Source organism: Collinsella sp. CLA-AA-H302 (assembly GCF_040093305.1).
In the GTDB taxonomy this organism is placed as follows: Bacteria; Actinomycetota; Coriobacteriia; order Coriobacteriales; family Coriobacteriaceae; genus Collinsella.
In genome coordinates this window covers 172,379-199,109 of sequence record NZ_JBBNJW010000004.1, presented here as the reverse complement: position 1 = coordinate 199,109, position 26,731 = coordinate 172,379, and the positions used below count along the sequence as shown (strand labels likewise).

Annotated in this window: 24 protein-coding genes and 6 tRNA genes; 26 read left to right on the top strand and 4 right to left on the bottom strand. The window is 59.6% G+C overall.

The window, feature by feature from the left end; genetic code table 11:
* Nucleotides 1-15: 15 nt before the first annotated feature.
* The 13 genes from rph (at nt 16) to AAAV21_RS04590 (ending at nt 13,916) form a co-directional block, all read left to right on the top strand.
* Nucleotides 16-741 (top strand): ribonuclease PH, encoded by a 726-nt coding sequence (gene rph / locus AAAV21_RS04650; RefSeq protein ID WP_117790142.1) that lies wholly within the window; start codon nt 16-18, stop codon nt 739-741.
* A gap of 143 nt (nt 742-884) precedes the next feature.
* Nucleotides 885-1,526: an RdgB/HAM1 family non-canonical purine NTP pyrophosphatase gene (gene rdgB, locus AAAV21_RS04645; RefSeq protein WP_022094898.1), complete on the top strand. Its 642-nt coding sequence runs from the start codon at nt 885-887 to the stop codon at nt 1,524-1,526.
* Between the two features lie 3 nt (nt 1,527-1,529).
* The gene (dtd, locus tag AAAV21_RS04640) at nt 1,530-1,976 is read left to right on the top strand and encodes a D-aminoacyl-tRNA deacylase (RefSeq protein ID WP_349107780.1); all 447 of its coding nucleotides are present in this window, start codon (nt 1,530-1,532) and stop codon (nt 1,974-1,976) included.
* Between the two features lie 183 nt (nt 1,977-2,159).
* Nucleotides 2,160-2,456, top strand: coding sequence for a Veg family protein (locus AAAV21_RS04635; protein WP_006234957.1), 297 nt, complete (start codon nt 2,160-2,162; stop codon nt 2,454-2,456).
* 2 nt (nt 2,457-2,458) lie between these two features.
* Nucleotides 2,459-3,355 (top strand): 4-(cytidine 5'-diphospho)-2-C-methyl-D-erythritol kinase, encoded by an 897-nt coding sequence (gene ispE / locus AAAV21_RS04630; RefSeq protein ID WP_349107778.1) that lies wholly within the window; start codon nt 2,459-2,461, stop codon nt 3,353-3,355.
* Nucleotides 3,356-3,404: 49 nt separating this feature from the next.
* A tRNA-Pro gene (locus tag AAAV21_RS04625) sits at nt 3,405-3,481 on the top strand.
* A 135-nt stretch (nt 3,482-3,616) separates the two neighbouring features.
* Nucleotides 3,617-3,886 carry a twin-arginine translocase TatA/TatE family subunit gene (tatA, locus tag AAAV21_RS04620; RefSeq protein WP_040358998.1) on the top strand — a complete coding sequence of 90 codons (270 nt, stop codon included), beginning with the start codon at nt 3,617-3,619 and terminating at the stop codon, nt 3,884-3,886.
* Between the two features lie 106 nt (nt 3,887-3,992).
* A complete protein-coding gene (greA, locus tag AAAV21_RS04615; protein WP_006234960.1) occupies nt 3,993-4,463 on the top strand; it encodes a transcription elongation factor GreA in 471 nt (156 codons plus the stop codon).
* A gap of 79 nt (nt 4,464-4,542) precedes the next feature.
* Nucleotides 4,543-6,507, top strand: coding sequence for a lysine--tRNA ligase (lysS, locus tag AAAV21_RS04610; RefSeq protein WP_349107775.1), 1,965 nt, complete (start codon nt 4,543-4,545; stop codon nt 6,505-6,507).
* 320 nt (nt 6,508-6,827) lie between these two features.
* Entirely contained in the window at nt 6,828-8,396 is a 1,569-nt protein-coding gene (locus AAAV21_RS04605) for a threonine/serine exporter family protein (protein ID WP_349107773.1), read from the top strand.
* A 313-nt stretch (nt 8,397-8,709) separates the two neighbouring features.
* Nucleotides 8,710-9,303, top strand: coding sequence for a DUF2798 domain-containing protein (locus AAAV21_RS04600; protein WP_349107771.1), 594 nt, complete (start codon nt 8,710-8,712; stop codon nt 9,301-9,303).
* Between the two features lie 187 nt (nt 9,304-9,490).
* The gene (locus AAAV21_RS04595) at nt 9,491-12,133 is read left to right on the top strand and encodes an ATP-dependent Clp protease ATP-binding subunit (protein ID WP_349107768.1); all 2,643 of its coding nucleotides are present in this window, start codon (nt 9,491-9,493) and stop codon (nt 12,131-12,133) included.
* A 325-nt stretch (nt 12,134-12,458) separates the two neighbouring features.
* Nucleotides 12,459-13,916, top strand: a complete 1,458-nt coding sequence (locus tag AAAV21_RS04590) for an aminoacyl-histidine dipeptidase (protein ID WP_349107767.1) — start codon at nt 12,459-12,461, stop codon at nt 13,914-13,916.
* A gap of 126 nt (nt 13,917-14,042) precedes the next feature.
* On the opposite strand, the gene AAAV21_RS04585 is transcribed toward AAAV21_RS04590, so the two are convergent.
* The 3 genes from AAAV21_RS04585 to AAAV21_RS04575 all read right to left on the bottom strand — a co-directional run bounded on the left by AAAV21_RS04585 (nt 14,043) and on the right by AAAV21_RS04575 (nt 16,486).
* Entirely contained in the window at nt 14,043-15,347 is a 1,305-nt protein-coding gene (locus AAAV21_RS04585; RefSeq protein WP_349107765.1) for a type II toxin-antitoxin system HipA family toxin, read from the bottom strand.
* A complete protein-coding gene (locus AAAV21_RS04580) occupies nt 15,348-15,779 on the bottom strand; it encodes a helix-turn-helix domain-containing protein (RefSeq protein ID WP_349107762.1) in 432 nt (143 codons plus the stop codon).
* A 128-nt stretch (nt 15,780-15,907) separates the two neighbouring features.
* Entirely contained in the window at nt 15,908-16,486 is a 579-nt protein-coding gene (locus AAAV21_RS04575) for a manganese efflux pump MntP family protein (RefSeq protein WP_349107760.1), read from the bottom strand.
* Between the two features lie 347 nt (nt 16,487-16,833).
* On the opposite strand from AAAV21_RS04575, the gene disA reads away from it, so the two are divergent.
* The 6 genes from disA (at nt 16,834) to AAAV21_RS04545 (ending at nt 22,352) form a co-directional block, all read left to right on the top strand.
* The gene (gene disA / locus AAAV21_RS04570) at nt 16,834-17,901 is read left to right on the top strand and encodes a DNA integrity scanning diadenylate cyclase DisA (protein WP_089572525.1); all 1,068 of its coding nucleotides are present in this window, start codon (nt 16,834-16,836) and stop codon (nt 17,899-17,901) included.
* Nucleotides 17,901-18,629: a 2-C-methyl-D-erythritol 4-phosphate cytidylyltransferase gene (gene ispD / locus AAAV21_RS04565; protein WP_349107757.1), complete on the top strand. Its 729-nt coding sequence runs from the start codon at nt 17,901-17,903 to the stop codon at nt 18,627-18,629. Before disA ends, ispD begins: the two co-directional genes overlap by 1 nt.
* Nucleotides 18,619-19,113 (top strand): 2-C-methyl-D-erythritol 2,4-cyclodiphosphate synthase, encoded by a 495-nt coding sequence (gene ispF / locus AAAV21_RS04560; protein WP_006234975.1) that lies wholly within the window; start codon nt 18,619-18,621, stop codon nt 19,111-19,113. Before ispD ends, ispF begins: the two co-directional genes overlap by 11 nt.
* 3 nt (nt 19,114-19,116) lie before the next feature.
* Nucleotides 19,117-20,583: a cysteine--tRNA ligase gene (cysS, locus tag AAAV21_RS04555; protein ID WP_349107755.1), complete on the top strand. Its 1,467-nt coding sequence runs from the start codon at nt 19,117-19,119 to the stop codon at nt 20,581-20,583.
* Between the two features lie 167 nt (nt 20,584-20,750).
* Nucleotides 20,751-21,671 (top strand): 23S rRNA (guanosine(2251)-2'-O)-methyltransferase RlmB, encoded by a 921-nt coding sequence (gene rlmB, locus AAAV21_RS04550; protein WP_349107753.1) that lies wholly within the window; start codon nt 20,751-20,753, stop codon nt 21,669-21,671.
* A gap of 3 nt (nt 21,672-21,674) precedes the next feature.
* Nucleotides 21,675-22,352 (top strand): NYN domain-containing protein, encoded by a 678-nt coding sequence (locus AAAV21_RS04545; RefSeq protein WP_055309418.1) that lies wholly within the window; start codon nt 21,675-21,677, stop codon nt 22,350-22,352.
* A gap of 27 nt (nt 22,353-22,379) precedes the next feature.
* Here AAAV21_RS04545 and AAAV21_RS04540 read toward each other — a convergent pair whose 3' ends face one another.
* Nucleotides 22,380-23,720, bottom strand: a complete 1,341-nt coding sequence (locus AAAV21_RS04540) for a DNA-binding protein (RefSeq protein WP_349107750.1) — start codon at nt 23,718-23,720, stop codon at nt 22,380-22,382.
* A gap of 161 nt (nt 23,721-23,881) precedes the next feature.
* Here AAAV21_RS04540 and AAAV21_RS04535 point away from each other — a divergent pair.
* From AAAV21_RS04535 to AAAV21_RS04505, 7 genes are all read left to right on the top strand, one after another.
* A tRNA-Thr gene (locus AAAV21_RS04535) sits at nt 23,882-23,956 on the top strand.
* A gap of 711 nt (nt 23,957-24,667) precedes the next feature.
* Nucleotides 24,668-24,749 (top strand) — tRNA-Tyr (locus tag AAAV21_RS04530).
* A 10-nt stretch (nt 24,750-24,759) separates the two neighbouring features.
* Nucleotides 24,760-24,835 (top strand) — tRNA-Thr (locus AAAV21_RS04525).
* A gap of 3 nt (nt 24,836-24,838) precedes the next feature.
* Nucleotides 24,839-24,915: transfer RNA gene (locus AAAV21_RS04520), tRNA-Met, on the top strand.
* A 96-nt stretch (nt 24,916-25,011) separates the two neighbouring features.
* Nucleotides 25,012-26,202 carry an elongation factor Tu gene (tuf, locus tag AAAV21_RS04515; RefSeq protein WP_117563790.1) on the top strand — a complete coding sequence of 397 codons (1,191 nt, stop codon included), beginning with the start codon at nt 25,012-25,014 and terminating at the stop codon, nt 26,200-26,202.
* Nucleotides 26,203-26,481: 279 nt separating this feature from the next.
* Nucleotides 26,482-26,631 (top strand): 50S ribosomal protein L33, encoded by a 150-nt coding sequence (gene rpmG, locus AAAV21_RS04510; protein ID WP_022093895.1) that lies wholly within the window; start codon nt 26,482-26,484, stop codon nt 26,629-26,631.
* A gap of 13 nt (nt 26,632-26,644) precedes the next feature.
* Nucleotides 26,645-26,720 (top strand) — tRNA-Trp (locus AAAV21_RS04505).
* Nucleotides 26,721-26,731 lie beyond the last annotated feature (11 nt).

Here is a 26,731-nt window from a genome sequence, read left to right as displayed (position 1 = left end):
CGAAAGGATATTTCTATGGAGTACATGCAGGTCAACCGCGCCAACGGCCGCGCCGCCGATGAGCTGCGCCCCATCAAGCTTACTCGCGGCGTCATGAAGCACGCCCACGGTTCGTGCCTGGCCGAGTTTGGTGATACGCGCGTGCTGTGCGCTGCCACCATCGAGGAGGGCGTGCCGGGCTGGCGCAAGGGCGCCAAGGCCGGTTGGGTAACGGCGGAGTACGCCATGCTGCCGGCATCGACCGGCAAGCGCTGCAAGCGCGAGCACGCCAACCGCAAAGGCCGCTCCATGGAGATCGAGCGCCTCATTGGTCGCAGCCTGCGTACCGTCGTCAACATGAAAGCACTCGGCGAGTACACCGTCACCGTCGACTGCGACGTGATCCAGGCCGATGGCGGTACGCGTACGGCGAGCATTACCGGCGCCTGGGTGGCGCTGCACGACGCCCTCGCCATGTGGGTCGAGGCAGGCAAGATCGAGCGCATCCCGCTTACCGGCCAGGTGGCTGCCATCTCCATGGGCGTTGTCGACGGCAATACGCTGCTTGACCTCGATTATTCCGAGGACAGCCATGCCGAAGTCGACATGAACCTCGTCGCCACCGACACCGGTGAGATGATCGAGCTCCAGGGCACCGGCGAGCAGGCGCCCTTCGACCGCAAACGCCTCAACGCCCTGCTCGACCTGGGCGACAAGGGTATCGCCGAGCTCATCGAGCTTCAACGCCAAGCCCTCGCCTAACCTGCCAAAAAGGGACAGGTTTATTTTGGTAGGTTTTATCTGCGGAGACGTCTAGACACAAGACTGCCGTTGATTGAGAGGGGAGAGGTAGGGGCCCTCGTCGTCCTCGGCGCGGCATTGCTATAGAGACAAGGAGACCACTCATGGCACTTGAGAAGATCGACATCGACACCCTCGATCCGGCGGCGACTATCGTCGTGGCAACCGGCAACGCCCATAAGCTCACCGAGATCGAGGCCATTTTGGGCAAGGTCATGCCCGAGGTGCGCTTTGTGGCGCTCGGCCAGCTAGGTGATTTTGAGGACCCCGAGGAAAACGGCACGACGTTTTTGGAGAACGCCATCATCAAGGCGCAGGCTGCCGTCGAAGAGACGGGGCTCATGGCCATTGCCGATGATTCGGGCCTGGTCGTCGACGCGCTGGACGGCGAGCCGGGTGTGTATAGCGCGCGCTACGCGGGCGTGCACGGCGACGATGCCGCCAACAATGCCAAGCTGCTCGTGAATCTGGAGGGCGTGGCCGACGAGGACCGCACTGCGCGCTTTATGAGCGTCGTCGCGCTCATCGACACGGACGGTTTGGTCACCTATGGCGAGGGCGCCTGCGAGGGCGTTATCGCGCACGAGGGCCGCGGCGATCACGGCTTTGGCTACGACCCGCTGTTCCTGCCGGTCGACACGCCGGGCAAGACCATGGCCGAGCTGACGGCGGACGAGAAGAACGCCATCAGTCATCGATTCCATGCGCTCGAGCACCTGTCTGCCAAACTGACGGGCGAGGAGTAGACCGTGCGTGCGGTGGTGCAGCGCGTGCTCAATGCTGGCGTGACAGTCGACGGCGAGTGCGTGGGCAAAATTGGGCGCGGCTATCTGGTGCTGCTGGGCGTGGGCCATGGCGACACGCGCGCCGAGGCCGATAAGCTGTGGGTCAAGCTCCGGGGCTTGCGCATTAACGAGGACGAGAACGGTAAGACCAACCTGGCACTTGCCGATGTCGACGGCGAGGTTCTCGTGGTGTCGCAGTTCACGCTGTTCGCCGATTGCCGTCACGGCCGCCGCCCATCGTTTACGGATGCCGGCGCCCCCGATGTCGCCAACGAGCTCTACGAGTACTTCCTGACGCTCGTTCGTCAAGATGTCGAACACGTGGCGCACGGCATCTTTGGCGCCGATATGAAAGTCGACTTGGTCAACGACGGCCCATTCACCATCGTTCTGGACACAGACAACCTTTAGGTTACGCGGTTTTACCAAACCGCATAACAACTGGTCATGCGAGGTCGTCGTCTGGTACGTATTTGGGATGGGGCTTATTTAGCTACTTGCGTATGGCGACAGCAGGGTGCTATAGTATTAGAGTTTTGTCTATCTTAGGGGTATTATCCCCTTTTTGAATTGCACCTTCTGGAGGCCCTGTTCATGGAAGAGATGGAAGTCAATCACGTCGACGACATCCACGAGAAGCTGACCGATATGGTGGGCGATCGCGTCAAGGTGAAGGCCAACATGGGCCGCACCCGCGTCGTCGAGCGCATGGGCACCATCAAGAGTGTTCACCCCGCCGTCTTTATCGTCGAGGTTGACGAGCGCCGTGGCCGCAAGTCGCGCCAGTCCTACCAGTATATCGATGTCCTCACCGGCCAGGTCGAGCTGTTCGACCCCGAGAGCGGCGAGCACATCTTTACCCCGCTCGGCAATCAGCTCGAGGAGCACTAACGGTGACCGATTGGTCCCTGACCCTTTCTGCGCCGGCAAAGATCAACCTCTACCTGGGGGTTCATACCGAGCGTGACGACCGCGGCTACCACAAGGTCGATTCCCTGATGGCAGCCGTCGGTCTTGCCGATATCGTGACGGTCGCCCCGGCGCAGGAGCTGACCGTCCAGACGGTTCCGGCATCCGACTTTCCCATGCAAAAGAATACGGCGTATCGTGCGGCGGCCGCTATGGCCGAGCGTTATGGTCGGGAGGCCAACGTTTGCGTGACGATCGAGAAGCACATTCCGCTGTGTGCTGGTCTGGGCGGTCCCTCGACGGATGCCGCGGCGGTCATTGTCGCCTTAGCGGAGCTTTGGGGCGTCGATCGCGGCGATCCTGCGCTGGATGACATCGCGCGCGGTATTGGCGCCGATGTGCCGTTCTTTTTGCATGCGAGCCCCGCATTCTATGTGGGCGGGGGAGACGTGCTGGCAACCGAGTATCCCGCGCTGCCCGCAACGCCCGTTGTGCTGGTCAAGCCGCGCGAGGCGAGCGTTTCAACAATTGAGGCCTATCGACGTTTTGATGAGAACCCGGTACCGGCAGACAGGCCTGGCGCAATCGCTTCGGCCCTGCGCGCTGGGGATGCCGAGACGACATACACGCTCATCCACAACAATTTGGGCGTCATTTCTGCGCAAATGGAGCCTCAAATCCAAACGGTTCTCGATTGGTTGCGTGCGCAGGACGGCACTGTTGCCGTGGATGTGTGTGGGTCGGGCGCTTGCTCGTTTGCCATTTGCGACACCGCAGCCACGGCATCCAATCTCGCGGCATCCGCTCAGCAAAATGGCTGGTGGGCCTGCGCAACGGAGCTGATTTCCGACACGGTTCGCATCGAAGTGCCAAAGAAGTAAAAATTTTTCTAGCACATGGCGGAAATCTTTGTTACTATAGTCGAGCTAACGGGTTGTGGCTCAGTTTGGTAGAGCACTGCGTTCGGGACGCAGGGGTCGCTGGTTCAAATCCAGTCAACCCGACCAGAGCATGAGGAGGGACCGCTTCTTGCGGTCCCTTTTTTTAGCTATTGTTGCTCTTGTTGTGATTCCAAGCTGCATGCAGGCCCGCTGCGGTATAATCCATCGAGCTTGTTTGCATTGATTCCGGGAGGAAAGTACATGTTCCCTAAAGGCTTTGAGTGGGTAGTTATCCTTATTGTCGCCCTGTTGATTTTTGGGCCTAAGAACCTGCCGAAGCTCGGCAAGTCGCTTGGCTCTACCGTCAAGAACATCCGTGAGGGCATGGAAGGCGACAAGGGCGAGTCCAAGCAGGCCGAGGACGTTGTGGTCGAGGAGTCCGAGGAGGACAAGGAGATCGCTGACCTCGAGGCCAAGCTCGCTGCTGCCAAGAAAAAGAAGGCAGAGGACGGCGACGCGGACGCAGAGTAGTCCCATCCCTTTGGGGTGAGCACCTGACCGGCTTGCCCGCAGGCTAGCCGGTCTTTTTCGTTTTGTTGACAGTTGATCGTTACATCATAGTTGGGGAGATATCCGTATGGACGCAAGCCAGATCGTACTGACCGCTGAGGGCCGCCAGAAGCTCGTCGAGGAGCTCGCTTGGCGTGAGGGCGATTACGCCAAGGAGATCGTCGAGGACATCAAGGAAGCCCGCGCGTTCGGTGACCTTTCGGAGAACTCCGAGTACGATGCCGCTAAGGACAAGCAGGCCCAGAACGCCGCTCGTATCGCCGAGATTCAGGCTATTCTCGCCAACGCCCAGGTTGCTGCCACCACGGGTGATTTGACCGTCTCCATCGGTTCCACCGTTTCGTTGATTGATCCCAACGGTGAGGTCATGGAAGTCACGCTCGTCGGTACCACCGAGACCAACTCGCTCGAGCACAAGATCTCCAACGAGTCTCCGGTCGGCCACGCCATCATCGGTCACGGTGAGGGCGACTCCGTCGAGGTCGTTACGCCTTCTGGCAAGACCCGCGTCTACACCATCGCCAAGATTGCACGCTAGACCACGGTCCCGCGTAAAGGTATGTTTTCGCTCCCTGGGACCGAATCCTGGGGAGCGTTTTAGTTTGAGGAGCTAACTTATGGCAGAGAACCAGAACGTCGCCGATCAGGCATCGACGCTCAACGACGAGCGCGCCACCCGTCTGGCCAAGCGCGCCTCCCTGTTCGAGGCGGGCCAGAATCCGTACCCCGAGCACTCCGAGATCGAGGACTACGTTGCCGACATCGAGGCTAAGTATGCCGAGCTTGCCGATGGCGAGGACACCGAGGACGTCGTGAAGATCGGCGGCCGCGTGGTTGCCAAGCGCGGTCAGGGCAAGATCATGTTCATCGTCGTCCGCGACGCGACTGGCGAGATTCAGCTGTTCTGCCGTATTAACGACATGGACGAGGCGGCCTGGAGCACGCTTAAGGCCCTCGACTTGGGCGATATCCTGGGCGTGACCGGCGTGGTCGTGCGCACCAAGCGCGGCCAGCTTTCCGTCGCCCCCAAGAGCGCGACCCTGCTCTCCAAGGCCGTTCGCCCGCTTCCCGAGAAGTTCCACGGCCTCTCGGACAAGGAGACCCGTTATCGTCAGCGTTACGTCGACCTCATTGCCAACGATGATGTTCGCGAGACCTTCCGCAAGCGCTCGCAGATCCTCTCCACCTTCCGTCGCTTTATGGAGTCCGACGGCTACATGGAGGTCGAGACCCCCATCCTGCAGACCATCCAGGGTGGCGCTACGGCCAAGCCGTTCATCACGCACTTCAACGCTCTCGATCAAGAATGCTACCTGCGCATCGCTACCGAGCTGCACCTCAAGCGCTGCATCGTCGGCGGTTTTGAGCGCGTCTTCGAGATCGGCCGCATCTTCCGTAACGAGGGTATGGACCTCACCCACAACCCCGAGTTCACCACGATGGAGGCCTACCGTGCCTTCTCCGATCTCGAGGGCATGAAGGCGCTCGCCCAGGGCGTCATCAAGGCTGCCAACAAGGCCATCGGCAACCCCGAGGTCATCGAGTATCAGGGCCAGACTATCGATCTTTCCGGTGAGTGGGCAAGCCGTCCCATGACTGATATTGTCTCTGACGTGCTCGGCAAGAAGGTCACCATCGACACGCCCGCCGAGGAGCTTGCTGCCGCCGCGCGCGAGAAGGGCCTGGAGATCAAGCCCGAGTGGACTGCCGGCAAGATCATCGCCGAGATTTACGATGAGCTGGGCGAGGACACCATCGTCAACCCGACCTTCGTGTGCGATTACCCCATCGAGGTCAGCCCGCTCGCCAAGCGTTTTGAGGACGACCCGCGTCTGACCCACCGCTTTGAGCTGGTCATCGCCGGCCACGAGTACGCCAACGCATTCTCCGAGCTCAACGACCCGGTCGACCAGGCCGAGCGCTTTGCTGCCCAGATGGCCGAGAAGGCCGGCGGCGACGATGAGGCCATGGAGTATGACGAGGACTACGTGCGCGCCCTCGAGTACGGTATGCCTCCCGCGGGCGGCATTGGCATTGGTATCGACCGCGTGGTCATGCTGCTCACCAACCAGGCTTCTATCCGCGACGTCCTGCTGTTCCCGCACATGAAGCCCGAGAAGGGTTTCCAGTCCGGTGCCGCTGCCGCCAAGGCTGCAGAAGCCGGCAACGCCGCGAGCCCGTTCGTTACGTCGCTTAAGCCCACGCTCGATTACTCCAAGATCGCCGTTGAGCCGCTGTTCGAGGAGTTCGTCGACTTCGATACCTTCTCCAAGAGCGATTTCCGCGCGGTGAAGGTCAAGGCATGCGAGGCCGTCAAGAAGTCCAAGAAGCTGCTGAACTTTACGCTCGACGACGGTACCGGTACCGACCGCACCATCCTTTCCGGCATCCATGGCTACTATGAGCCCGAGGACCTGGTCGGCAAGACCCTGCTTGCCATTACCAATCTGCCTCCGCGCAAGATGATGGGCATCCCCAGCTGTGGTATGTTGATCAGCGCTATCCACGAGGAGGAGGGCGAGGAGCGCCTCAACCTGATTCAGCTCGACGCTTCCATCCCCGCCGGCGCAAAGATGTACTAACTAGTTACGCGGTTCTACGAACCGCGTAACGGCTCGACGCTGCGCGGGCCGCATTTGGACAATCTGACGTTCAACTTCAAGGGCGCGACCAGAAGGTCAGCGCCCTTTCGTTTCACGTCACCTTGTCTCAAATGCGGCCCGCTCGCTGACGTTGCCAATACATCGGCGTTGCCTTGGCCGTCAATAGTCATTGGGGACGTTCTTAAACGACTACCCAACGGCTATTGATCACATGGCTCGCATGGCAGCCGTCTCTTTTATGTTTCCTTTAGCCGTCGCTGCCTAGGATGGGGGTTAGTCGATGGGAAGGGAGCACCGGGATGGACGATGCGAGCGAGCGTGCGATCGAAGAGGACATGCTCGATCAGTTCAACTACTTTGATGATGAGGACGAGGAATTGATTGACCGTCGCGAGCCGGCGTCGCTCGATGCTTTCGACCTTGTTGATGAAGAGCCCGACGAGGACGAGGTCGAATCGACGGAACCCCCACAGCCTTCGCACCATGATTCGTTGCTCTCAAGAGTCCCCATGCACCACGGCGTTCGTGCCGGCGCGCTCCATATGAAAACTGACTGGCACCAGATCGTGACGGCAGGCGATGAGCTTGCCGTCGATGCGCCGCTCACTGATAAGTCATCCATCATCTGCCGCACCGGCATGCTTATGCTGGCAAGCGGAACAGGTGCCTGGCGCGTGCGCGATACCATGAATCGTGTTGCCGCCGTGCTCGGCGTCACGATTCACGTCGACCTGAGTCTTCTGTCGTTTGAGTGTACTTGTATTGAAGATGGTCACTGCTTTAACGAAGTCGTCAGCTTGCCCACAACGGGCGTCAATACCCATCGCATTTGGATGATGGAGAGCTTCCTAAAGGAAATCGAGACATATGGCCGTCGTTTTACGGTGCATGAGTATCACGAGATGCTCAAGACCGTTGAGAGTTCAAAACCTGATTACACTCCCTGGCAACAGGGCCTTGCGGCGGCCTGTGCTTGCGGCGCCTTCGTCTTTTTGCTCGGCGGCGGCCCTATCGAGATGGCCTGTGCATTTGTGGGCGCTGGTGTCGGCAACTTTGCTCGCTCCCATATTCTTAAGCAGGGCCTTGGCCAGTTTAGCGCGCTGACGATCGGCGTTGCACTCGCTTGCGTCTCGTATCTGCTGGCATTGCTCGGTCTTGGCCAGGTCATACCGGGGACAATGTCGCACCAAGAAGGCTATATCGGCGCTATGCTCTTTGTGATCCCCGGCTTTCCTCTCATTACGGCAGGTCTCGACATCGCTAAGCTCGACATGCGAAGCGGCATTGAGCGTCTTTCGTATGCTGTGTCGATTATTGTGATGGCGACGCTCGTAGGTTGGATGGTTGCCGAGTGTGTTGGCCTGGCGCCGGACGACTTTGCGCCGCTCGGCCTTTCGCCGCTTGCCCTTACGCTCTTGCGCGTGGTAATGAGCTTCGTTGGCGTATTCGGCTTCTCAGTGATGTTCAACAGCCCGGTAAAGATGGCCACGGCAGCTGGGCTGATCGGCGCCGTGTCCAATACCCTTCGTCTGACCCTTGTCGATGGGCCGACGATGCTTCCCTTCCTGGGCCTCAGCGCGGGAATGCCTCCCGAGGCGGCTGCATTTATCGGGGCGCTCGTATCGGGTTTGCTGGCAAGCCTGGCAGAAATCAGGCTCACCTACCCACGTATCGCCCTCACGGTGCCATCGATTGTCATTATGGTGCCGGGCTTGTATCTGTATCGCTCGATGTATTACATGTGCACCTTCGACACGATCAATATGCTCGGCTGGTTTGTGCGTGCAGTGCTCATCGTGGCGTTTTTGCCCGTTGGCCTGGGTGTGGCGCGTACGCTCACCGACCCTCGCTGGCGCCACACCAGCTAATTGGTGCAAGGGGGACAGGTTACTTTGCACCAAATGAGTTGCGGTGAAATAGGGACTGAATTGCTGCTTAAAGGGTCAAAACAGTCCGTATTCCACCGCAACTTATGGGGTCGGGGGATTATTGGTGCCCTGCATCTTCATAAACTCAACGCTTACGAAGCGCGGGGTTTTCGTGCTAGGCTGGTTCCACCACATAAGTAGTCGCAGACGCACGTATCACGGGCGGGCGAGATGAAGTCCCAACAGCTCCATCTTGCCCGCCCGTTTTTGTTGCGTGGTGCCGCGGCACAACACAGAGAGGAATCTGCCCTTTATGCCTATCAACAAACGAGAGAGCCTGCTGTTCACCTTTATCATGTGCTTTTGCATGGTGCTCTGGATGAGCATCTACAACGTTGCTCTGCAGCGTGGGGTCATCAACGGCGAGGTTGTTGCCGCCGCGTGGCTCGGCTTCCCCGTTGCCTACGTTTTTGCCATGTGCTGCGACTGGTTCGTCGCCAGCCCGCTCGCCAAGGGTTTCGCTTTTAAATTCCTGGTCACGCCGGGCAAGAGCTCTCCTCTTGCCATGACGCTCGCCGTTAGCTCCTGCATGGTCGTTCCCATGGTCATCATCATGTCGCTCTACGGTGCGTGCGAAGGCCTGTTCCATATGCCCGGCGGCCCGCTTGCCAATTTGCAGGCGCTGCCGATGATGTGGTTCGTCAACATTCCGCGCAACTTTATCATGGCCCTGCCCTGGAACCTGCTGGTGGCCGGTCCGGTTGCTCGCTTTGTCTTCCGCCGCGCCTTTCCCATGGGAACCGTCTTCGAAGAGCAGCATATGGAGCTCGTGCGCATGCCGGGTGCTCCCGCTGCCGATGCTGTCAATGACGTTGCCGAGGACATGGGTGTCGAGCCCGCCTGCTAGACAGCAGCTCAAAACCAAACCGCCAAACGGACCCGAGCAATTCCTTTTTTGTAGACGTTGTCGCGCGGCTACGGGCGGGAAAGGTCCCAACGGTTAACATATACTCCATATGGGTAAAGAGACCAAAGCGCTGCCGCGGGGCGGCGCTTTGCGTTTGAAAAAACTAGCTCGTCTAAGAGGAACTAGCATGTTAGACCGTTTTACCGATCGCGCGCGCAAGGTCATGTCCATGGCCAAGCAAGAGGCGCTCGATCTACACTCAAATAAGGTGGGCACCGAGCACCTGCTGCTCGCGCTTGCCAAGGAGGACGAGGGTATCGCTGCCGAGGCGCTGCGCTCGCTTGATATCTCCTACGACGACATCATGGACACCCTCAAGGAGGTCCAGACCACGGTTCCCGAGCCCAGTGAGGAGACCGAGGCTGCCAAGCTTGCCTTTACGCCGCTCGTCATTAGCGTGATGGAGCGCTCCTTCCGCGTGGCGCGTGAGAACAACCAGACGTATGTGTCGACCGAGCACCTGCTCATCGGCATCGTCGAAGAGGGCAACGGCATGGCCATGGATATCCTCATGCGCCTAGGTGTGTCGTCTGCTTCTATCAAAAAGGCCATCGAAAAGCTTACTGCCAAGGATCAGGACAAGAAGCGTCCGCTCGCCGGAGCCGGCGCCGGTCGTCCCGGTGCAGGCCTGCCGTTCTTTAGCGGCTCGGATGCCTCTCAGCAAAAGGGGAGTGGCACCGATACGCTCAAGCAGTTCGCTACCAACCTCACGCAAAAGGCGCGCGACGGCGAGCTCGATCCCGTGATCGGTCGCGAAAAGGAAGTCCAGCGCATGATGGAGATCCTTTCGCGCCGCACCAAGAACAACCCGCTTATCCTGGGTGACCCCGGTGTGGGCAAGACGGCCATCGTCGAGGGCCTGGCGCAGCAGATCGCTGCCGGCAATGTGCCCGAAAACCTCATGAACCAGAATATCTGGACGCTCGATCTGCCGGGTCTTGTCGCGGGCGCCAAGTATCGCGGTGAGTTTGAGGAGCGCCTCAAGAACGTGATCCAGGAGGCAACCGAAGCCGACGACGTCATCTTGTTTATCGACGAGATGCACACCATCATCGGCGCGGGTTCTGCCGAGGGTTCTATCGATGCGAGCTCCATGCTCAAGCCGGTGCTTGCGCGCGGCGCTTTCCAGATTATCGGTGCCACCACGGCCGAGGAGTTCCGCAAGTACCTCACCAAGGACCCGGCTTTCGAGCGCCGCTTCCAGACGATCGATGTCGAGGAGCCGAGTGTCGAGGACACGGTCAAAATCCTGACCGCGCTCAAGCCGCGCTACGAGGAACACCATCACGTACGCTACACGCAGGGTGCCATCGAAGCTGCCGCGAACTTGTCCAACCGCTATATCCAGGATCGCTTCCTGCCCGATAAGGCCATCGACCTCATTGACGAGGCCGGCGCCCGCGCCCGCATCGCCGCCAACCGCGCGCCCGAGCCGGTGCGCGAGGCCGAGCATCGCGTGGAGGAGCTTAAGGCCGCCGCGCAGGAGGCCACCGAGAGCGACGACATGAACAAGGCCGCCGAGATCACCGAGCAGCAGAAGGCCGCCGAGATTGAGCTCGCCGAGGCCAAGGCTGCCTGGACGGCCGAGCTCGACGCTAGCCCGCTCACCATCGATGTCTCCCAGATCGCCGATATCGTGTCCGTGACTTCGGGCGTGCCGGTGTCCTCGCTTACCGAGAGCGAGAGCCGTCGCCTGCTGCAGGCCGAAAGCGTGCTCAAGACACGTATCATCGGTCAGGATGAGGCTGTCGAGGCAGTTGCCAAGGCCGTGCGCCGCAGCCGCTCGCCGCTCAAGGACCCGCGTCGCCCCGGCGGCAGCTTTATCTTCCTGGGCCCCACCGGCACGGGCAAGACCGAGCTCGCCAAGACGCTCGCCGAGTACCTCTTTGGCAGCAAGGACGCGCTCATCAGTTTCGATATGTCAGAGTTTGGCAGTGAGTTCGAGGTCTCCAAGCTCATCGGTAGTCCTCCGGGCTATGTGGGCCACGACGAGGGCGGCCAGCTCACCAAGGCTGTTCGCCGTCATCCGTACTCGGTCGTGCTGTTCGACGAGATCGAGAAGGCGCATCCCGACATCTTCAATATCCTGCTGCAGGTGCTGGAGGAGGGTCGCCTGACCGATAGTCAGGGCAAGACGGTCGACTTCCGCAATACGGTGATCATCATGACGTCAAACGTGGGCGCCCGCGAGATCGCGCAGGATGCGAGCGTTGGCTTTGGTACCACGGGCGAGCAGGGTCTTACCTCGAGCGAGATCCGCGGCCGTGCGATGGGCGAGCTCAAGCGCCTGTTCCGCCCCGAGCTGCTCAACCGTATCGACGACATCGTGGTGTTCCAGAAGCTTTCGGGCGAGAACCTGACCAAGATCGCGCACCTGCTGGTGGACGACCTACGTCAGCGTCTGATCGCCAACGGCATGAATATCAAGCTCACCGATTCGGCCTACGACAAGATCGTGGCGGAGGGTACCGACCTTACCAATGGCGCGCGTCCGTTGCGCCGTGCCATCCAAAAGCTCATCGAGGACCCGTTGTCCGAGGAGCTGCTGGCCGGCGAGTGGGGCGAGGGCGATACGGTCCTGTGCGACGTGGCCGACGGCAAGTTCGTCTTTAGCCACGGCACGGGCGAGATCCCGGCGCCGCGTCCGGCGGGCACGCTCGGTGGCGATACCGCCCCGGCGGCACCGCACACCGGCAACGCCGCGCCCGTGAGCGGCGGCGTGACCTCGGGCCCCGGCGGCATGATGCAAGCCGGCTCTGGCGCGCTGTAGGGCGTAACAAAACCTTGTGTCCACGAGGGCGTTCCAAAGGAGCGCCCTTTTTCTGTTGGAAAGGCCCCTTCGTTCAAAGTAGATCTCATTAAACATATCAATGGCGTATGCATAAACGTTCATCAAGCGTTGAAGTTGGTTGAAGGGTCCAACGTCCCTTCGGCGCGGACCGTCTAGCCTGCTTTATTTTAATAAAGTAGCGTTTCCCCGCCGTTAGCCGATGATGCAAGGGCGCTCGGCGTTTTCGACTGGTTTATGCACGCAAAGTCTGGGAATATACAAGTCGCATGTCTTACTGTCTAACCAGTTGCGCCAAGGAGGCACCATGGATTACAAGATTACCGGCTACGAGCCCGCCCGGCTGTTCCATTTCTTTGAGGAGGTCAGCGCGATCCCCCGTGGGTCTGGCAACGAGAAGGGCATCAGCGATTTCTTGGTTGCGTTTGCTAAGGAGCACGGCCTCGATGTGTACCAGGACGAGGTCTACAACGTCATCATTCGCAAGCCCGCTTCTGCCGGCGCCGAGAATGCCCCGACCGTGATGTTGCAGGGCCACATCGATATGGTGTGCGACAAGTTGGGCTCTGTTGAGCACGACTTTACGACCGACGGTATCGACCTGGTCGTCAAGGACGGCGTCCTCACCGCTAACGGCACCACCCTGGGCGCCGACAACGGTATCGCCGTCGCTCTGATGCTCACTGTTCTCGATGACGATTCGATCGTTCACCCCGCCCTCGAGTGCGTATTCACCACCGACGAGGAGACTGGCCTGGTCGGCGCCGAGACGCTCGACAAGTCCCAGATTAGCGCCCGCACCATGATTAACCTTGACTCCGAGGAAGAGGGCGTGGCCACCGTTAGCTGCGCCGGCGGCGTCGTCGTTACCTACACCTGCCCCATCGTGCGTGAGCACAAGACCGGCAGCACCCTCACGCTCGACATCTCCGGCCTGCTGGGCGGTCACTCCGGCAGCGATATCCACCTGGAGCGCGGCAACGGCAACCTCATCATGGCTCGCATCATCGACCGTCTGATGGTTGCCGGCGAGCCCGCCATCGTTAGCTTTAACGGCGGCACCAAGGACAACGCCATCAACCGTGAGTGCAAGGCTGTTCTGGTCTACGCCGACCACGCTGCCGCCGAGGCCGCGGCCCAGATCGCAAAGGGCATCATCGCCGACGTCACTGCCGAGCTCGAGGTCTTCGACCCCGGCTTTGCCTGCACCGTTGAGATTGCCGACGACGCCGAGGTCGAGGCCATGGACCAGAAGTCCGCGCTTGCCCTCATCCGCGCCCTGCGTCTTGCCCCTAACGGCGTGATCCGCCGCAACGTCGCCACCGACGGCTCCGTCGAGGTTTCCTCCAACATCGGTGTTGTTGCCACTTCTGACGACGAGGTCAAGATCATGCTGTCCCCGCGCTCCTCGATCACCTCGCTGCAGAACGAGTTCAAGGACCGCCTGCAGACGTTGGCCGATGTCCTGGGCTTCGACGCCAAGTTCGAGTTCGAGTATCCCGGCTGGAGCTATGCCGAGCATTCGCCGGTCCGCGACGTCTTTGTCGAGAGCTATCGCGAGCTCTTTGGCTCCGAGCTGCGCATCGAGTCCATTCACGCCGGCCTTGAGTGCGGCCTGTTTGCCGAGGCCCTGCACGGCCTGGACGCCATCGCCGTGGGTCCGACGCTCTCCGATGTCCACACCCCGGACGAGAGCATGGAGCTCGCTTCTGCCGAGCGCTTCTACGAGCTGCTCATCGACGTCCTCAAGCGCCTCGCTGCGTAAAGGTCGCGCTAGCAGCAGTCCGAGCCATGTGCTGGCGGATTGCAAATGACATTATCAGAGGGGGCATCCGAACTTTTGCGACGGGTGCCCCCTTTCTTCTTTTAAGAAATGTGAATTGATTGGCGCCTAGCCCATATCCGCCTTGATGAGGTCGAGGGTTCGCTGGCAGTTTTCGCGGACGGGGCCGAGCATATGCTCGCGCAGGTCCGCCATGCCGGGCAGGTCGGCGTATTCGTCCATGACCTCTTCCATGCAAATGGGTACCTCGTAGGCGAGGTCCATCATGGTCGCAAAGCAAAACTTCTCGGATAGCCCGGCATCGGTGAGCGCCGTCTCCAGAGCGGGGTCGCCCATACCGTGGTATCGGCGGATAGCACCTGGACCGATGCGCCCCACACGATTTTCGCCGCCAACGCTCATAGCAAGGCGTGCCCGACGTCGCATGCGCTCATACGCCAAGCCCGATGCGACATCGTACATGGGTGCGAGTGCCGCGTTTGTGCCTTTGCCTAGGATGAGCGAATAGTTTTTAGCGTGTGCGTCAGGCGCTCCGATAATGGCGTTATAGAACAACATATAGGTAAAAAGCACAAGATTCATGTGGTGGGGGACTGTGTTAATCAGTCGTTCTTGGATGTCTCGTGTAGTCGGTCCTCCGTCGGCGGTGTATTTCTGGCTTGGCAATACACCGAGCGCCTGGCAAAAGTCCTCCTGATGCAGCCTTTCGATACTTCCGCTGTTATTGTCCATTCTGTCGTACCGTTCAACGACGAGTGCGGCTTCGTCTTCAAATGTGCAATAGGAGACGTTGGCAGTTGGAATGCCAACACGCCGAGCCGTTTTCATGCAGACGAATTCGTTTAAGGCCTGATGTTTGAACCCAACGACACCATTTTTGAAGATATGGGTAGTGGGGGATGACCCTAGACATTCGTACCATTGGCCATCATGGCAAGCTAGTGCAAATTTGCCTTGGTTGCCGCCCAGGGACCAGCTTTCGTTGGAGCCCATCCATGTCTCTCTTTCGTCATCGCGAATTGCTTTAAGCTTGTGAGCGATTTGAGAATTGGAAAGCGGGCGGTATGCGGAGACCCTGCCACGGACGGCGTCTAATTGATCGGTTCGACAAAACTGAACGGCCCCCGCGCAGTCAAGACCGATATGGCACAAGAGGGCGACGGGGTTGTTGGATGCAACGTCATGCTCGGCGGCAATAGCGCGACGCTGCTCTTGACTGTCGGGCAAAAGGCCAAATAGGAACGGGCGGACGATGTTATGGCCATACGTGCGATTGGAAAGCGGCATTGTTAGCGATAGCGGTGCCCCGCGATAGGTTGGGGCGTATACAAAGCTGCAGAGTCCATGCTCGTCTTGCCGGAGAGTGCCTGCGATTTCGCCACAAATGAGGGTCGCAAGCTCCATCTCTGCCATTTATTTCACAACCTTACAGCCAAAGGAGAGGTCTGAAGTGTCGGAAAGGCCTTGCTCGGCTGCGATTTGGGCCAGCAAGGCACCATAGGAAGATGGCGTTCCTTGTCGGGCGGGTCGTCTGCCTACACTTGGCTTGGGCAGGGCATTCGAGTTCGCGATAGGGAGGTCCGCTATCGTCGTCGGATGTTTAAAGGGTGATGCGATTGGGTCGTTATCGCTTTGCACAAAGAGACTTATGCCGAGTGCGTTAAAGACGGTCAGTAACTTGTCGAGCCGAATGCCCGTGGCGTCGCCCAGCTCGAGCGATGCGAGCAGGCGCTCCGAAACACCGGCTTTTTTAGCGAGGGTCGCACGAGTGATCCCCTGTGCCTCGCGCGCTTGGCGCACGTAGATGCCAGCTTGACGCGGTGTGGTGATGGGAAGGGTATCCATGGCGATCTCCTAACGTGCAGACTTTTGCATATCAGTATGACATGCAAAAGTCTGCACGAAAAGGCATTATGCAAAACTCTGCATGAGGCCTTGTGCTGGCGTTGAGTTTTGAGCGATTGTGTTTGGCGTCACAGCGCCAAAATCCCCAGATGCTCAAGCAAGATCTTAAGCCCGATGAGAATGAGCACGACGCCGCCCACGATGGTGGCAGGCTTTTCGTAGCGCGCGCCAAAGGTATGGCCGATCGCCACGCCGGCGATGGAGAAGATAAAGGTTGTGATGCCTATAAGCGATACGGCGGGAACGATGTCGACCGAGAGCGCGGCAAACGAGATGCCTACGGCTAGGGCGTCGATTGAGGTGGCGATGGCGAGGATCAGGTACTCGCTCAGGTCAATCTTTTCGGCATCCTTGTCGTCGCCTTCATCCTCGTCCTCGGTAAAGGCTTCCCACAGCATCTTGCCGCCGATAAAGGCCAAAAGGATAAAGGCGATCCAATGGTCGATGGGTCCGATGATGGCCATGAATTGACTTCCGAGCGCCCATCCGATTACGGGCATGCCGGCCTGAAATCCGCCGAAGAACAGGCCGAGCACCACGGCGACTTTAAGGTTGATCTTTTTCATGCCGAGACCCTTGCAGATGGAAACGGCAAAAGCGTCCATCGAAAGGCCAACAGCGAGCAACACGAGCTCTGCGAGTCCCATAGTCTGGCTCCCTCTCTGCGGGCAGGCCCGCGTGTACCTCTTGGGGGAGTAACAAAAAAGACCCGTGGCGTACGCGTTGCGCGCACAGCCACGAGTCTCGTTCATTAAGGCAAGCCAGGCCGCATCGGCCAGTGTGTTGACTTACCGCGCCACCGGAGGCGAACCCGATCACGCGACTACTCCCTCATTTATGCGAATCCCGATGCTACCACATAAGCAGCTCATTTGGATTGGGGCTCTCAGCTGTGTTCGCTCATTCTGTAAGCATCGGATTTCGCGAGCGCCGCGGGGACAAACCGTGAGAGACTATTTAGCGTTTATGGAGCGTATACGATGGGAGCGATGCCTTGGATAAGAACGAGCTGCAAAAGCGTATGGAACAGGCTATTCGCCTGACGGCACCTGGTCAGCCGATCCGTACCGCCCTCGACATGATCATCGCCGGTCACCTGGGCGCCCTTATCTGCGTCGGCGACACTGAAAACGTGCTCGCTGCCGGTAACGACGGCTTCCCGCTCAACATTTCGTTCACCTCGAACCGTCTGTTCGAGCTCTCCAAGATGGACGGCGCCATCGTTATCGACGGCGACCTCACCCAGATCCTGCGCGCCAACTTCCACCTCAATCCCGATCCCTCGCTTGCCACGAGCGAGACGGGCATGCGTCACCGCACCGCCGCTCGCATGTCGGTGCTCACCGACGCCATCGTGATCTCGGTCTCGGCCCGTCGTGCCGTCGTCAACGTGTACGTTCACGGCAAGAGCTACGAGATCCAGCCCGTCACCACCATCATGAGCTCGGTCAACCAGCTCGTCGCCACGCTCCAGACCACCCGTCAGTCGCTCGATCGCTCCCTGCTGCGCCTGACGGCCCTCGAGCTCGACGACTACGTTACGCTCGCCGACATTACCGGTATTTTCTCGAGCTTCGAGATCATGCAGCAGGCAAAGACCGAGCTTAAGGATTGCATTGTCAAGCTGGGCAACCAGGGCAAGCTCGTGCAGATGCAGCTCGAGCAGCTCGCCGGCTCCAGCATGGATACCGAGTACGACCTGATGATTCGCGACTACGCGAGCGATTCCTCCGAGGCCAACGCCGAGAAGATCCGCGCCAACCTGAGCCGCATGACGCCCAAGGACCTGTCCGACCCGCAGCATGTGGCGGCGGTTCTGGGTTACGACGACCTGGACGAGGACTCCGTCATGACACCGCTGGGCCTGCGTACGCTTTCGCGTGTGTCCGTCGTGCGCGACGGCGTGGCCGAAAAGATTGTCGACGAGTACGGCTCGCTGCAGGAGCTCATGGATGACATCAGCGAAGATCCGGAGCGCCTGGGCGACTTTGGCGTTAACAACCCTGCCATTCTTGCGGACTCCCTGTACCGCATGAAGGGCACCAAACAGGGGAACGCATAATGGCGCCCGTATGCGCCGTGGTCGTTGCCGGTGGCAGCGGCCAGCGCTTTGGTAACCCCGGTGGCAAGCAGCTCGTCAATGTAGCGGGCCGTCCGCTTATGAGCTGGTCCATCCGCGCGTTCGATCGTAGCGATAAGGTCGGCCACATCGTGGTGGTGTGTCCTGCCGAGCGCCGTGCCGAGATGCGCCGCCTGGCCATCGACCCGTTTGACTATGACACGCCCATTAGCTTTGCCGATGCCGGCGAGACCCGCCAGGATTCCACCCGCGCAGGCGTGCACGCGGTGCCGGCGGGCTTTGAATACGTCGCCATTCACGATGGCGCTCGTCCGCTCATTACGACCGAGGCCATCGATCACGCTATCGACGTGCTCGTGAGCGACCGTGCCCTCGACGGTGTCGTGTGCGGCCAGCCTGCCATCGACACACTCAAGATCGTCGATGGCGACAACATCGTCGAGACGCCGCCGCGCGAGCTGTACTGGGCCGCGCAGACGCCGCAGATCTTTAGTGTCGACGCCATGAAACGCGCCCATGCCGCGGCGATTGCTGAGGGCTTTATCGGTACGGACGATTCGTCACTGGTCGAGCGCATGGGAGGACGCGTTCGCTGTGTCCAGAGCCCGCGCGATAACCTTAAGGTGACGGTGCCCGAGGACCTGCGTCCCGTAACCGCGATTCTGCTCGGTCGCATGGCCGAGGGAGAGGACCTTCCCCATGTTCAGTAACCTGCGCATTGGCCATGGCTACGACGTTCACCGTCTGGTGGAGGGGCGTCGATGTATCATCGGCGGGGTTGACATCCCCTACGAGCGCGGCCTGCTGGGCCACTCGGATGCCGATGTGCTTGCGCACGCCTTGGCCGACGCCATTCTGGGCGCCTGCCGCGGGGGAGACATTGGCAAACTGTTCCCCGACACCGATCCCGCCTACGAGGGTGCCGACTCGATGGTGCTGCTTGCCCGCGTGATGGACTATGCGCGTGAGCTGGGCTTTGAGTTTGTCGATGCCGACTGCACCATTGCCTGTCAGCAGCCTAAGATCACCCCGCACCGCGATGCCATGCGCGCCAACCTCGCCCATGCTCTGGGCGTTGACGTCGAAAACGTGGGCGTCGCCGCCACTACGACCGAAAAGCTCGGTTGGGAAGGCCAGGGCGAGGGAATCGGTGCCTGGGCCGTCTGCCTGCTACAAAAAACCGTTAAGGAGTAACGAATGCGTATCTACAACAGCGCTACCCATAAAAAGGAAGAGTTCCAGCCCATCGAGTCCGGCAAGGTCCGCATGTACGTGTGCGGCCCCACGGTCTACGACAACATCCACATCGGCAATGCCCGCACGTTCATCAGCTTTGACGTGATTCGTCGCTGGCTCATCGCGAGCGGCTACGAGGTCACGTTCGCCCAGAACCTCACCGATGTCGATGACAAGATCATCAAACGCGCCAACGAGCAGGGCCGCACGGCCGCCGAGGTCGCGACGGAGTTCTCCGACAAGTTCATCGGCATCATGCGTGCTGCCAACGTGCTCGATCCCGATGTGCGCCCCCGCGCCACCAAGGAGATCGGCCCCATGATCGCCATGATCAAGACGCTTGTCGAGCAGGGCCACGCTTACGCCGCCGATAACGGCGACGTGTACTTTGCCGTGCGCAGCGATCCCAACTATGGTCAGGTCTCGGGCCGCAACATCGACGACCTCATGGTTGGCGCGCGCATCGAGGAGAACGAGGACAAGAACGACCCGCTCGACTTTGCCCTGTGGAAGGCCGCTAAGCCCGGCGAACCCAGCTGGCCGAGCCCCTGGGGCGAAGGCCGTCCCGGTTGGCACACCGAGTGCGCCGCCATGGTGCACCGCTACCTGGGCACCCCGATCGACATCCACGGCGGCGGCTCCGACCTTGCCTTCCCGCATCACGAGAACGAGTGCGCCCAGGCCACCTGCGCCTGGCACCAGGGTTTCTCCAACACCTGGATGCACACGGGCATGCTGCTGGTAGACGGCGAGAAGATGTCCAAGTCGCTCGGAAACTTCTTTACGCTGGCCGAGGTGCTCGAACAGCACTCTGCCGCGGCCCTGCGCCTGCTGATGCTGCAGACGAGCTATCGCTCGCCGCTCGACTTTTCTTGGGAGCGCCTGGAGGGTGCCGAGAACTCGCTTACGCGTATCGCCGGTACGGTCGAGAACCTGCGCTGGGCCGCGAACCATGCGGCGGCCGATGCCGATGAGGCAGCATCTGAGGCGTTTGCCGCCAAGGCCGCCGAGACCCGTGCCGCCTTTAAGGAGTGCATGGACGACGACTTTAACACTGCCGGTGCCATGGGTGCTGTCTTTGGCTTTGTGACCGAGTGCAACCAGTACCTGGAGCAGGCGGGCGATGCTGCCGACAAAGCCGCCGCGCTTGCTGCCGCCGATACGCTGGTCGAGCTGCTCGACACATTTGGCGTCGAGCTTCCCGAGCCCAAGGTCGAGCTGCCGCTGGGCCTGCTGGGCGTTGCCGCCGGTTTGGTTGCCTACACGGGTGACGACGTGGACGAGGCCGCTGCCAAGATTCTCGAGGCTCGTGCCGAGGCCCGCGCCGCCAAGAACTGGGATCTGGCCGACGCCATCCGCGACCAGCTCAAGGACCTCGGGCTGACGATCGAGGATACCGCCGCCGGCACCCGTATTAAGACTCTCTAATCCCTGCGGGTTTCCCAAGCACCCGGCCGCCCGAGCCACGGCACCTTGCCTTTCAATCGTCGGGCATGACCTCAAGGTCTATGCCCTCCTCTTTCAAGGCAATCTGCCGCACCTCGGGCGGTCGGTCTATTTGTTTCGTTTGATAGTTGTATTTAGGAGGTCGCTTTATGGCCGACAATCGCAAGCGTGCGCCGCGTGGAGGCAAACATACTGCTTCTGGCTCGCGCCCGATTCGCCGCAATGACCGCGCTGCCGCTTCCAAGGGCCAGCGCGAGCGCTCCCAAGCCCAGGCTGCGCGTCCGCAGCGAGATCGCAACCGCGACAACATTCAGGTCCCCAAGGGCGAGTTTATCGAAGGTCGCCGTGCTGCCGCCGAGGCCCTGCGCACCGGCTTTCCCGTCAAGTGCGCGCTCATCGCCGAGGGCGGGGAGCGCGATGCTGCTTTGTCTCGTCTGGTCGATGACCTCAACGCCGCGGGTGTCCGCATTAAGTATGTGCCGCGCGCGCAGCTCGATGCGCTGTCGAGCCATGGCGCTCACCAGGGCATTGCGCTCGAGGTGGGTAATTTCCCCTATGCTGATGTCGCCGATATCCTCGACCGCGCGGGTGACGGACCTGCGCTCGTCATCGTGCTCGACCATGTGACCGACGATGGCAACTTTGGTGCGATCGTGCGCTCCGCCGAGGTCGTGGGCGCGGCGGGTGTCATCATTGCCAACAAGCGCGCCGCCGGTGTGACCGTCGGCAGTTACAAGACCTCCGCCGGCGCTGTCATGCACCTGCCCATCGCGCAGGTGCCCAACATCGCCCGTGCGCTTGACGACCTCAAGGCCGCCGGCTTTTGGGTGGGCGGCGCCTCCGAGCACGCCGAAGGCAGTTGCTGGGATGCTCCCTTCGAGGGCCGCGTGGCGCTCGTCATGGGCTCCGAGGGCGACGGCATCTCGCGCCTGGTGCTCGAGAAATGCGACTTTTTGACCAAGCTTCCCCAGCGCGGCATGACCGAGAGCCTCAATGTTGCCCAGGCGACCACCGCGCTGTGCTTTGAGTGGCTGCGCCGCAATGCCGACGAGCTCATGGGGGAGGAGTAGCGCATGTCCAAGAAGAACCGCGCCAAGTCCAAGGCCAAGCGTTTTGGTGAGGGCTCGGCCAAGCCGATTGTTTCGGCCGCGACCTATGGCGTGGGCGGCAATGCGTTTGCGCAGGCCATCGCCGACCCGGTCTCGACGGTGCACTCCAATAAGCCCGAGCTGCTGGTGGTCGACGGCTACAACGTGATCCACTGCACACCGCGCTACGAAAAGCTCGTCTACGACCATTCCGACGATCCATATTCCAGCGACGTCCACGATATGGCTCGTACTGCGCTTATCAACGATGTCGCGGCGTTTGCCCAGGGCCGTTACGAGGCCGTGATCGTGTTCGACGGCGCGGGCAACATCTCCAACGAGCGCCCCAACCTACCGGCTCGCGGCGTGCGCATCGAGTTCTCGCCGACGGGCGTCTCTGCCGATACCGTGGTGCAGAAGCTCTGCATCGAGGCACGCGAGGAAGGCCGCGCGTGCTCCGTGGTATCGAGCGACGGTACGATTCAGGCCGTCGTCATGGGCAAGGGCGTCACGCGCATCTCGAGCCGCATGCTGGTGGACGAGATCAAACAGATCGATAACGACGTTCACGAGGCAGAGGAAGCCCCGCAGATCAAGATGACTCTGGGCAGTCGCCTGAGCCCCGATGCCCTAGCCAAGCTCAAGGCGTTGCGCGGGAGGTAAGGGAGCTGACGGCGCGACGCTGTCTCGCTAGCTCCATTCAGCGATGTCGATCATTCTACGGAGGCGCCATGTAAGCGCCTCTTTTAGATATGGCAGCCTTGCCGTGAGTGCGTCGTTTCTGGACAGAGTCTCGATTGCCTCGTCAACGAAGCCTTCGAGTTTGTCGCCGTCAAACCAGCTCATATCCTCAACAAGCAGCATTTGTTTCGCGGGACTTGAATGAAACTGCGCGCTGGTAAAACTGTGCTCTCCTGCCCGAAGCTCCTCAAGAGAAATGTTGCACCAGAGCGATGAGCCCGAATCGAAGATGGGGGCAGGTCTGCAGGTTAGCGTGTTGACGTTTCGTACAAGGCCAAAGTTACGCCAATGGCGGTCATAGTTGGCGATGATGTCGTCGCATACGATCATGCGGTCAAGGGCATCCTTGACGCCTGTCACTCCGAGCTCCTCGCAGTTTGTTACATATCGCTCGTAGTCGGTTAGCCGTTCATCTGCGTTTGCGTGCTGGTTTACATAGAACGCAGGGACATACTCTTCTTCATCAGTTAAGAAGACATCGCATATGCTCAGGGCGGAAGTGCCCGTGCCCTCGAGCGAGTAAGGCACATAATCGCAGGCGTTTAGGATGCGACGATGGAGCGCGGTCGCTACCAGCTCGTTATATGGTTCTTGGTTCAGGTGCGCACCTGCCTTATGCAGAATTCGACGCCCGCCCTCGCATGTCCAGTACTTTTGAAGATTGCCGTCCGAGGTGTTGTCGGGCTTTGCAACGGCCGCTTTACCCTCGGGGGCAAAGGGCGCAATGGTCAACGAGACGTCGTCGAAGGCATTATTGAAGAAGTTGATATCCTCCCAAGCGAGACCGGAACCTTGGGGTCTAATCCAATACTGATCGGATAGGGAGAGGCCGAGATTTCGCTGGACAAGTTCGTCGGAAACATCGACTGCGGCTTCTGCAAGCAGGGAGGCTAGCCCAATGCGTGCGAGCGGGATACCGCGGCCGCGCCACCAGATGCGGAAGGAGTCGAGCGATATGGGGCTATTAGGGCCAAATACTCCAATAGGGGCGTGGGCGTAATCGATGTCGGCACCGATGTGGGTAAAGTCTTTTCGCGATGTGCTGTAGACCAGCTGAGCGACCTCGTGCGTGCGATTCATGAGGGTGAACGCGATCTCGCTCTTACCGTGGCCGCGGCGGGGACGTCCTCCCGTTTTGGTCATGGAGCGGAGTCGCGTGTCGATGCTGTCTTTGTCGATAAGCCACACGCCAGAAGCCTTCCGGGCCTCAAGTGCTCCGTTTTTTATGAGCTCCTGCACCCTGCGCGGAGTGATGCCGAGCAGTTCGGCGGCTTCCTTGGTAGTAAGCATCGCGAAACCCTTCGTTAGAACGAACAGTTTTATCTATTCCATTGTAATTAAAACTATTCGTTCTGACGAATAGTTTTGAGATGTGGTCGGTCGAAGGGTCTGTTGCGCCCCGTCCGTAATTCCTTTATTCTTAACTGGCTTCGCGCGAAAGCGCCAAGTGTGCCAGTGTGGCGCAACGGTAGCGCAACTGATTTGTAATCAGTGGGTTGCAGGTTCGATTCCTGTCACTGGCTCCATGAAAGTTTCGGGCTCTGTCTTATGTGGGACAGGGCCCGTTTCTATTTATGTTGACATGTCAGCGGGTTTAACTTCCACCAGGCTTCAGGTTTGTCTCGATCTGTAACACGAAGAGGCTGAAAGCCGTTCTTGCTGTTATAGATTTAGATAAACAGACAAGCCGCCAGGGAAACATCTCGATCTGTAACAGATAGAGGAGGAATAATCCTCTTAGTGTTACAGATCGAGACGGAAGCCGGGGTGGGGCTCATCGTCCTCATCAAGCGTGGATTTTCGGACGAATGAGCGTGGATAATCTGCCACTTTGGGCCCAGTGGCACGCCAAAAGTGGGAGATTATCCACGCTCGATTTCAAACGGGAGATTATCCACGCTCGATTTCAAACGGGAGATTATCCACGCTCAATCGTGTCGTGGAAGCCTGATCGCGATCTATGTAATAGTGCGAGAGGGTCGTTATCAAAGGTCGATGCTGTAGGTGTACTCCACCGTGCCAAAGTGTTACCTCGGGAAATGTCACCAGCGCGGCCAAATCCACCGTTCTTCATAACCAAACTCAACAAAACTGCAGGTCAAAGGTATATAGATACGCCCGGTACCGTGTATCTAGAGGTTTTCGTTGACAGCCCCCAAGGTTGCATCGTATTATCTTTTTCGTTCGCGGGGGCGGCGGTCCAAAAGACCAAAGGACCTGCGGATACTTGAACGATTGGGAGTTTGCCCGAGTGGTTAATGGGGACGGGCTGTAAACCCGTTGGCTCTGCCTACATAGGTTCGAATCCTATAGCTCCCACCCGTCAAGTGCCTGTATAGCTCAGTCGGTAGAGCACTTCGTTGGTAACGAAGAGGTCACCAGTTCAAGTCTGGTTGCAGGCTCCATCCGGCGGTGTAGCTCAGTTGGTTAGAGCACACGGTTCATACCCGTGGCGTCACTGGTTCGAATCCAGTCACCGCTACCATAGGTAACACGGTGGCTTCTCAATAGTATGTTGAGAGGCCACTATGGTATAAAGGCAAAGTCCCGTCCGGGGACGACCTGTTTAGAGGAGGGCTTTATGGCCAAAGAGAAGTTTGAGCGCACTAAGCCGCATGTTAACATCGGCACCATTGGTCACGTCGACCACGGCAAGACCACGCTGACCGCCGCCATCACCAAGGTTCTCTCCGAGACCGAGGGCTGCAAGGCTGACTTCACTGCGTTCGAGAACATCGACAAGGCTCCCGAGGAGCGCGAGCGCGGCATTACGATCTCCGTCTCCCACGTCGAGTACGAGACTGCTGCCCGTCACTACGCTCACGTTGACTGCCCGGGCCACGCTGACTACGTCAAGAACATGATCTCCGGTGCTGCTCAGATGGACGGCGCTATCCTGGTCATCGCCGCTACCGACGGCCCCATGGCTCAGACCCGCGAGCACATCCTGCTCGCCCGTCAGGTCGGCGTTCCCTACATCGTCGTCTTCCTGAACAAGTGCGACATGGTCGACGATGACGAGCTCATCGACCTCGTCGAGATGGAGACCCGTGAGCTCCTCTCCGAGTACGATTTCCCCGGCGACGACATCCCCGTCATCCGTGGTTCCGCTCTGGGCGCTCTCGAGGGCGACGCCAAGTGGATGGACGCTATCCGCGAGCTCATGAACGCCGTCGACGAGTACATCCCGACGCCTGCTCGTAACAACGACCTCCCGTTCCTGATGGCCGTTGAGGACGTTATGACCATCTCCGGCCGTGGTACCGTTGCTACCGGCCGTGTCGAGCGCGGTGAGCTCAAGCTCAATGAGCCCGTCGAGATCGTCGGCATCAAGGATACCCAGAACACCGTCGTTACCGGTATCGAGATGTTCCGTAAGTCCATGGACTTCTGCGAGGCTGGCGACAACGTCGGTCTGCTGCTCCGCGGCATCAAGCGCGAGGACATCGAGCGCGGCCAGGTTCTCTGCAAGCCCGGTTCGGTTACCCCGCACACCAAGTTCACCGGTGAGATTTACGTTCTGACCAAGGAGGAGGGCGGCCGTCACACCCCGTTCTTCGATGGTTATCGTCCTCAGTTCTACTTCCGTACCACCGACGTTACCGGTACGGTCAAGCTCCCCGAGGGCACCGAGATGGCTATGCCTGGTGACCACATCACCATCGAGGGCGACCTCATCCACCCGATCGCCATGGAGGAGGGCCTGCGCTTCGCTATCCGCGAGGGTGGCCACACCGTCGGTTCGGGCATCGTCTCCACGATCATTGAGTAAATTAGCTCTCTGATATAGTTGACTTAGAGAACCCGGCACTTATATGGGTGCCGGGTTCTTTTCTGCAATGGATATTGAGCCGTTGCTGGTGTCGAGAGGATCGATAATGGTCCTGGATGCACCGTCGATTAGCTTTCGATGGCTTCATTGATGTGTTCCTAATATGAATGGATCCACCGAGAACCAATTGACTCGAGGTTTTCATTGACAGCACTTACGTGGAGCTGATAAAGTAACAACTCGTGCCCGTACGGGGCGGAAATGAAAGGTTCAGGATACATGCGTACTCTAGTTACTCTTGCGTGCACTGAGTGCAAGCGCCGCAACTATACGACCACCAAGAACAAGTCGACCATGCCTGATCGTATGGAGATTAAGAAGTATTGCCCCTGGTGCCGTCACCACACGCTGCACAAAGAGACTCGCTAGTCTCTAGTCACATACGCCAGTAGTTCAATTGGTAGAGCATCGGTCTCCAAAACCGAGTGTTGAGGGTTCGAGTCCTTCCTGGCGTGCCAGTCATTATTCC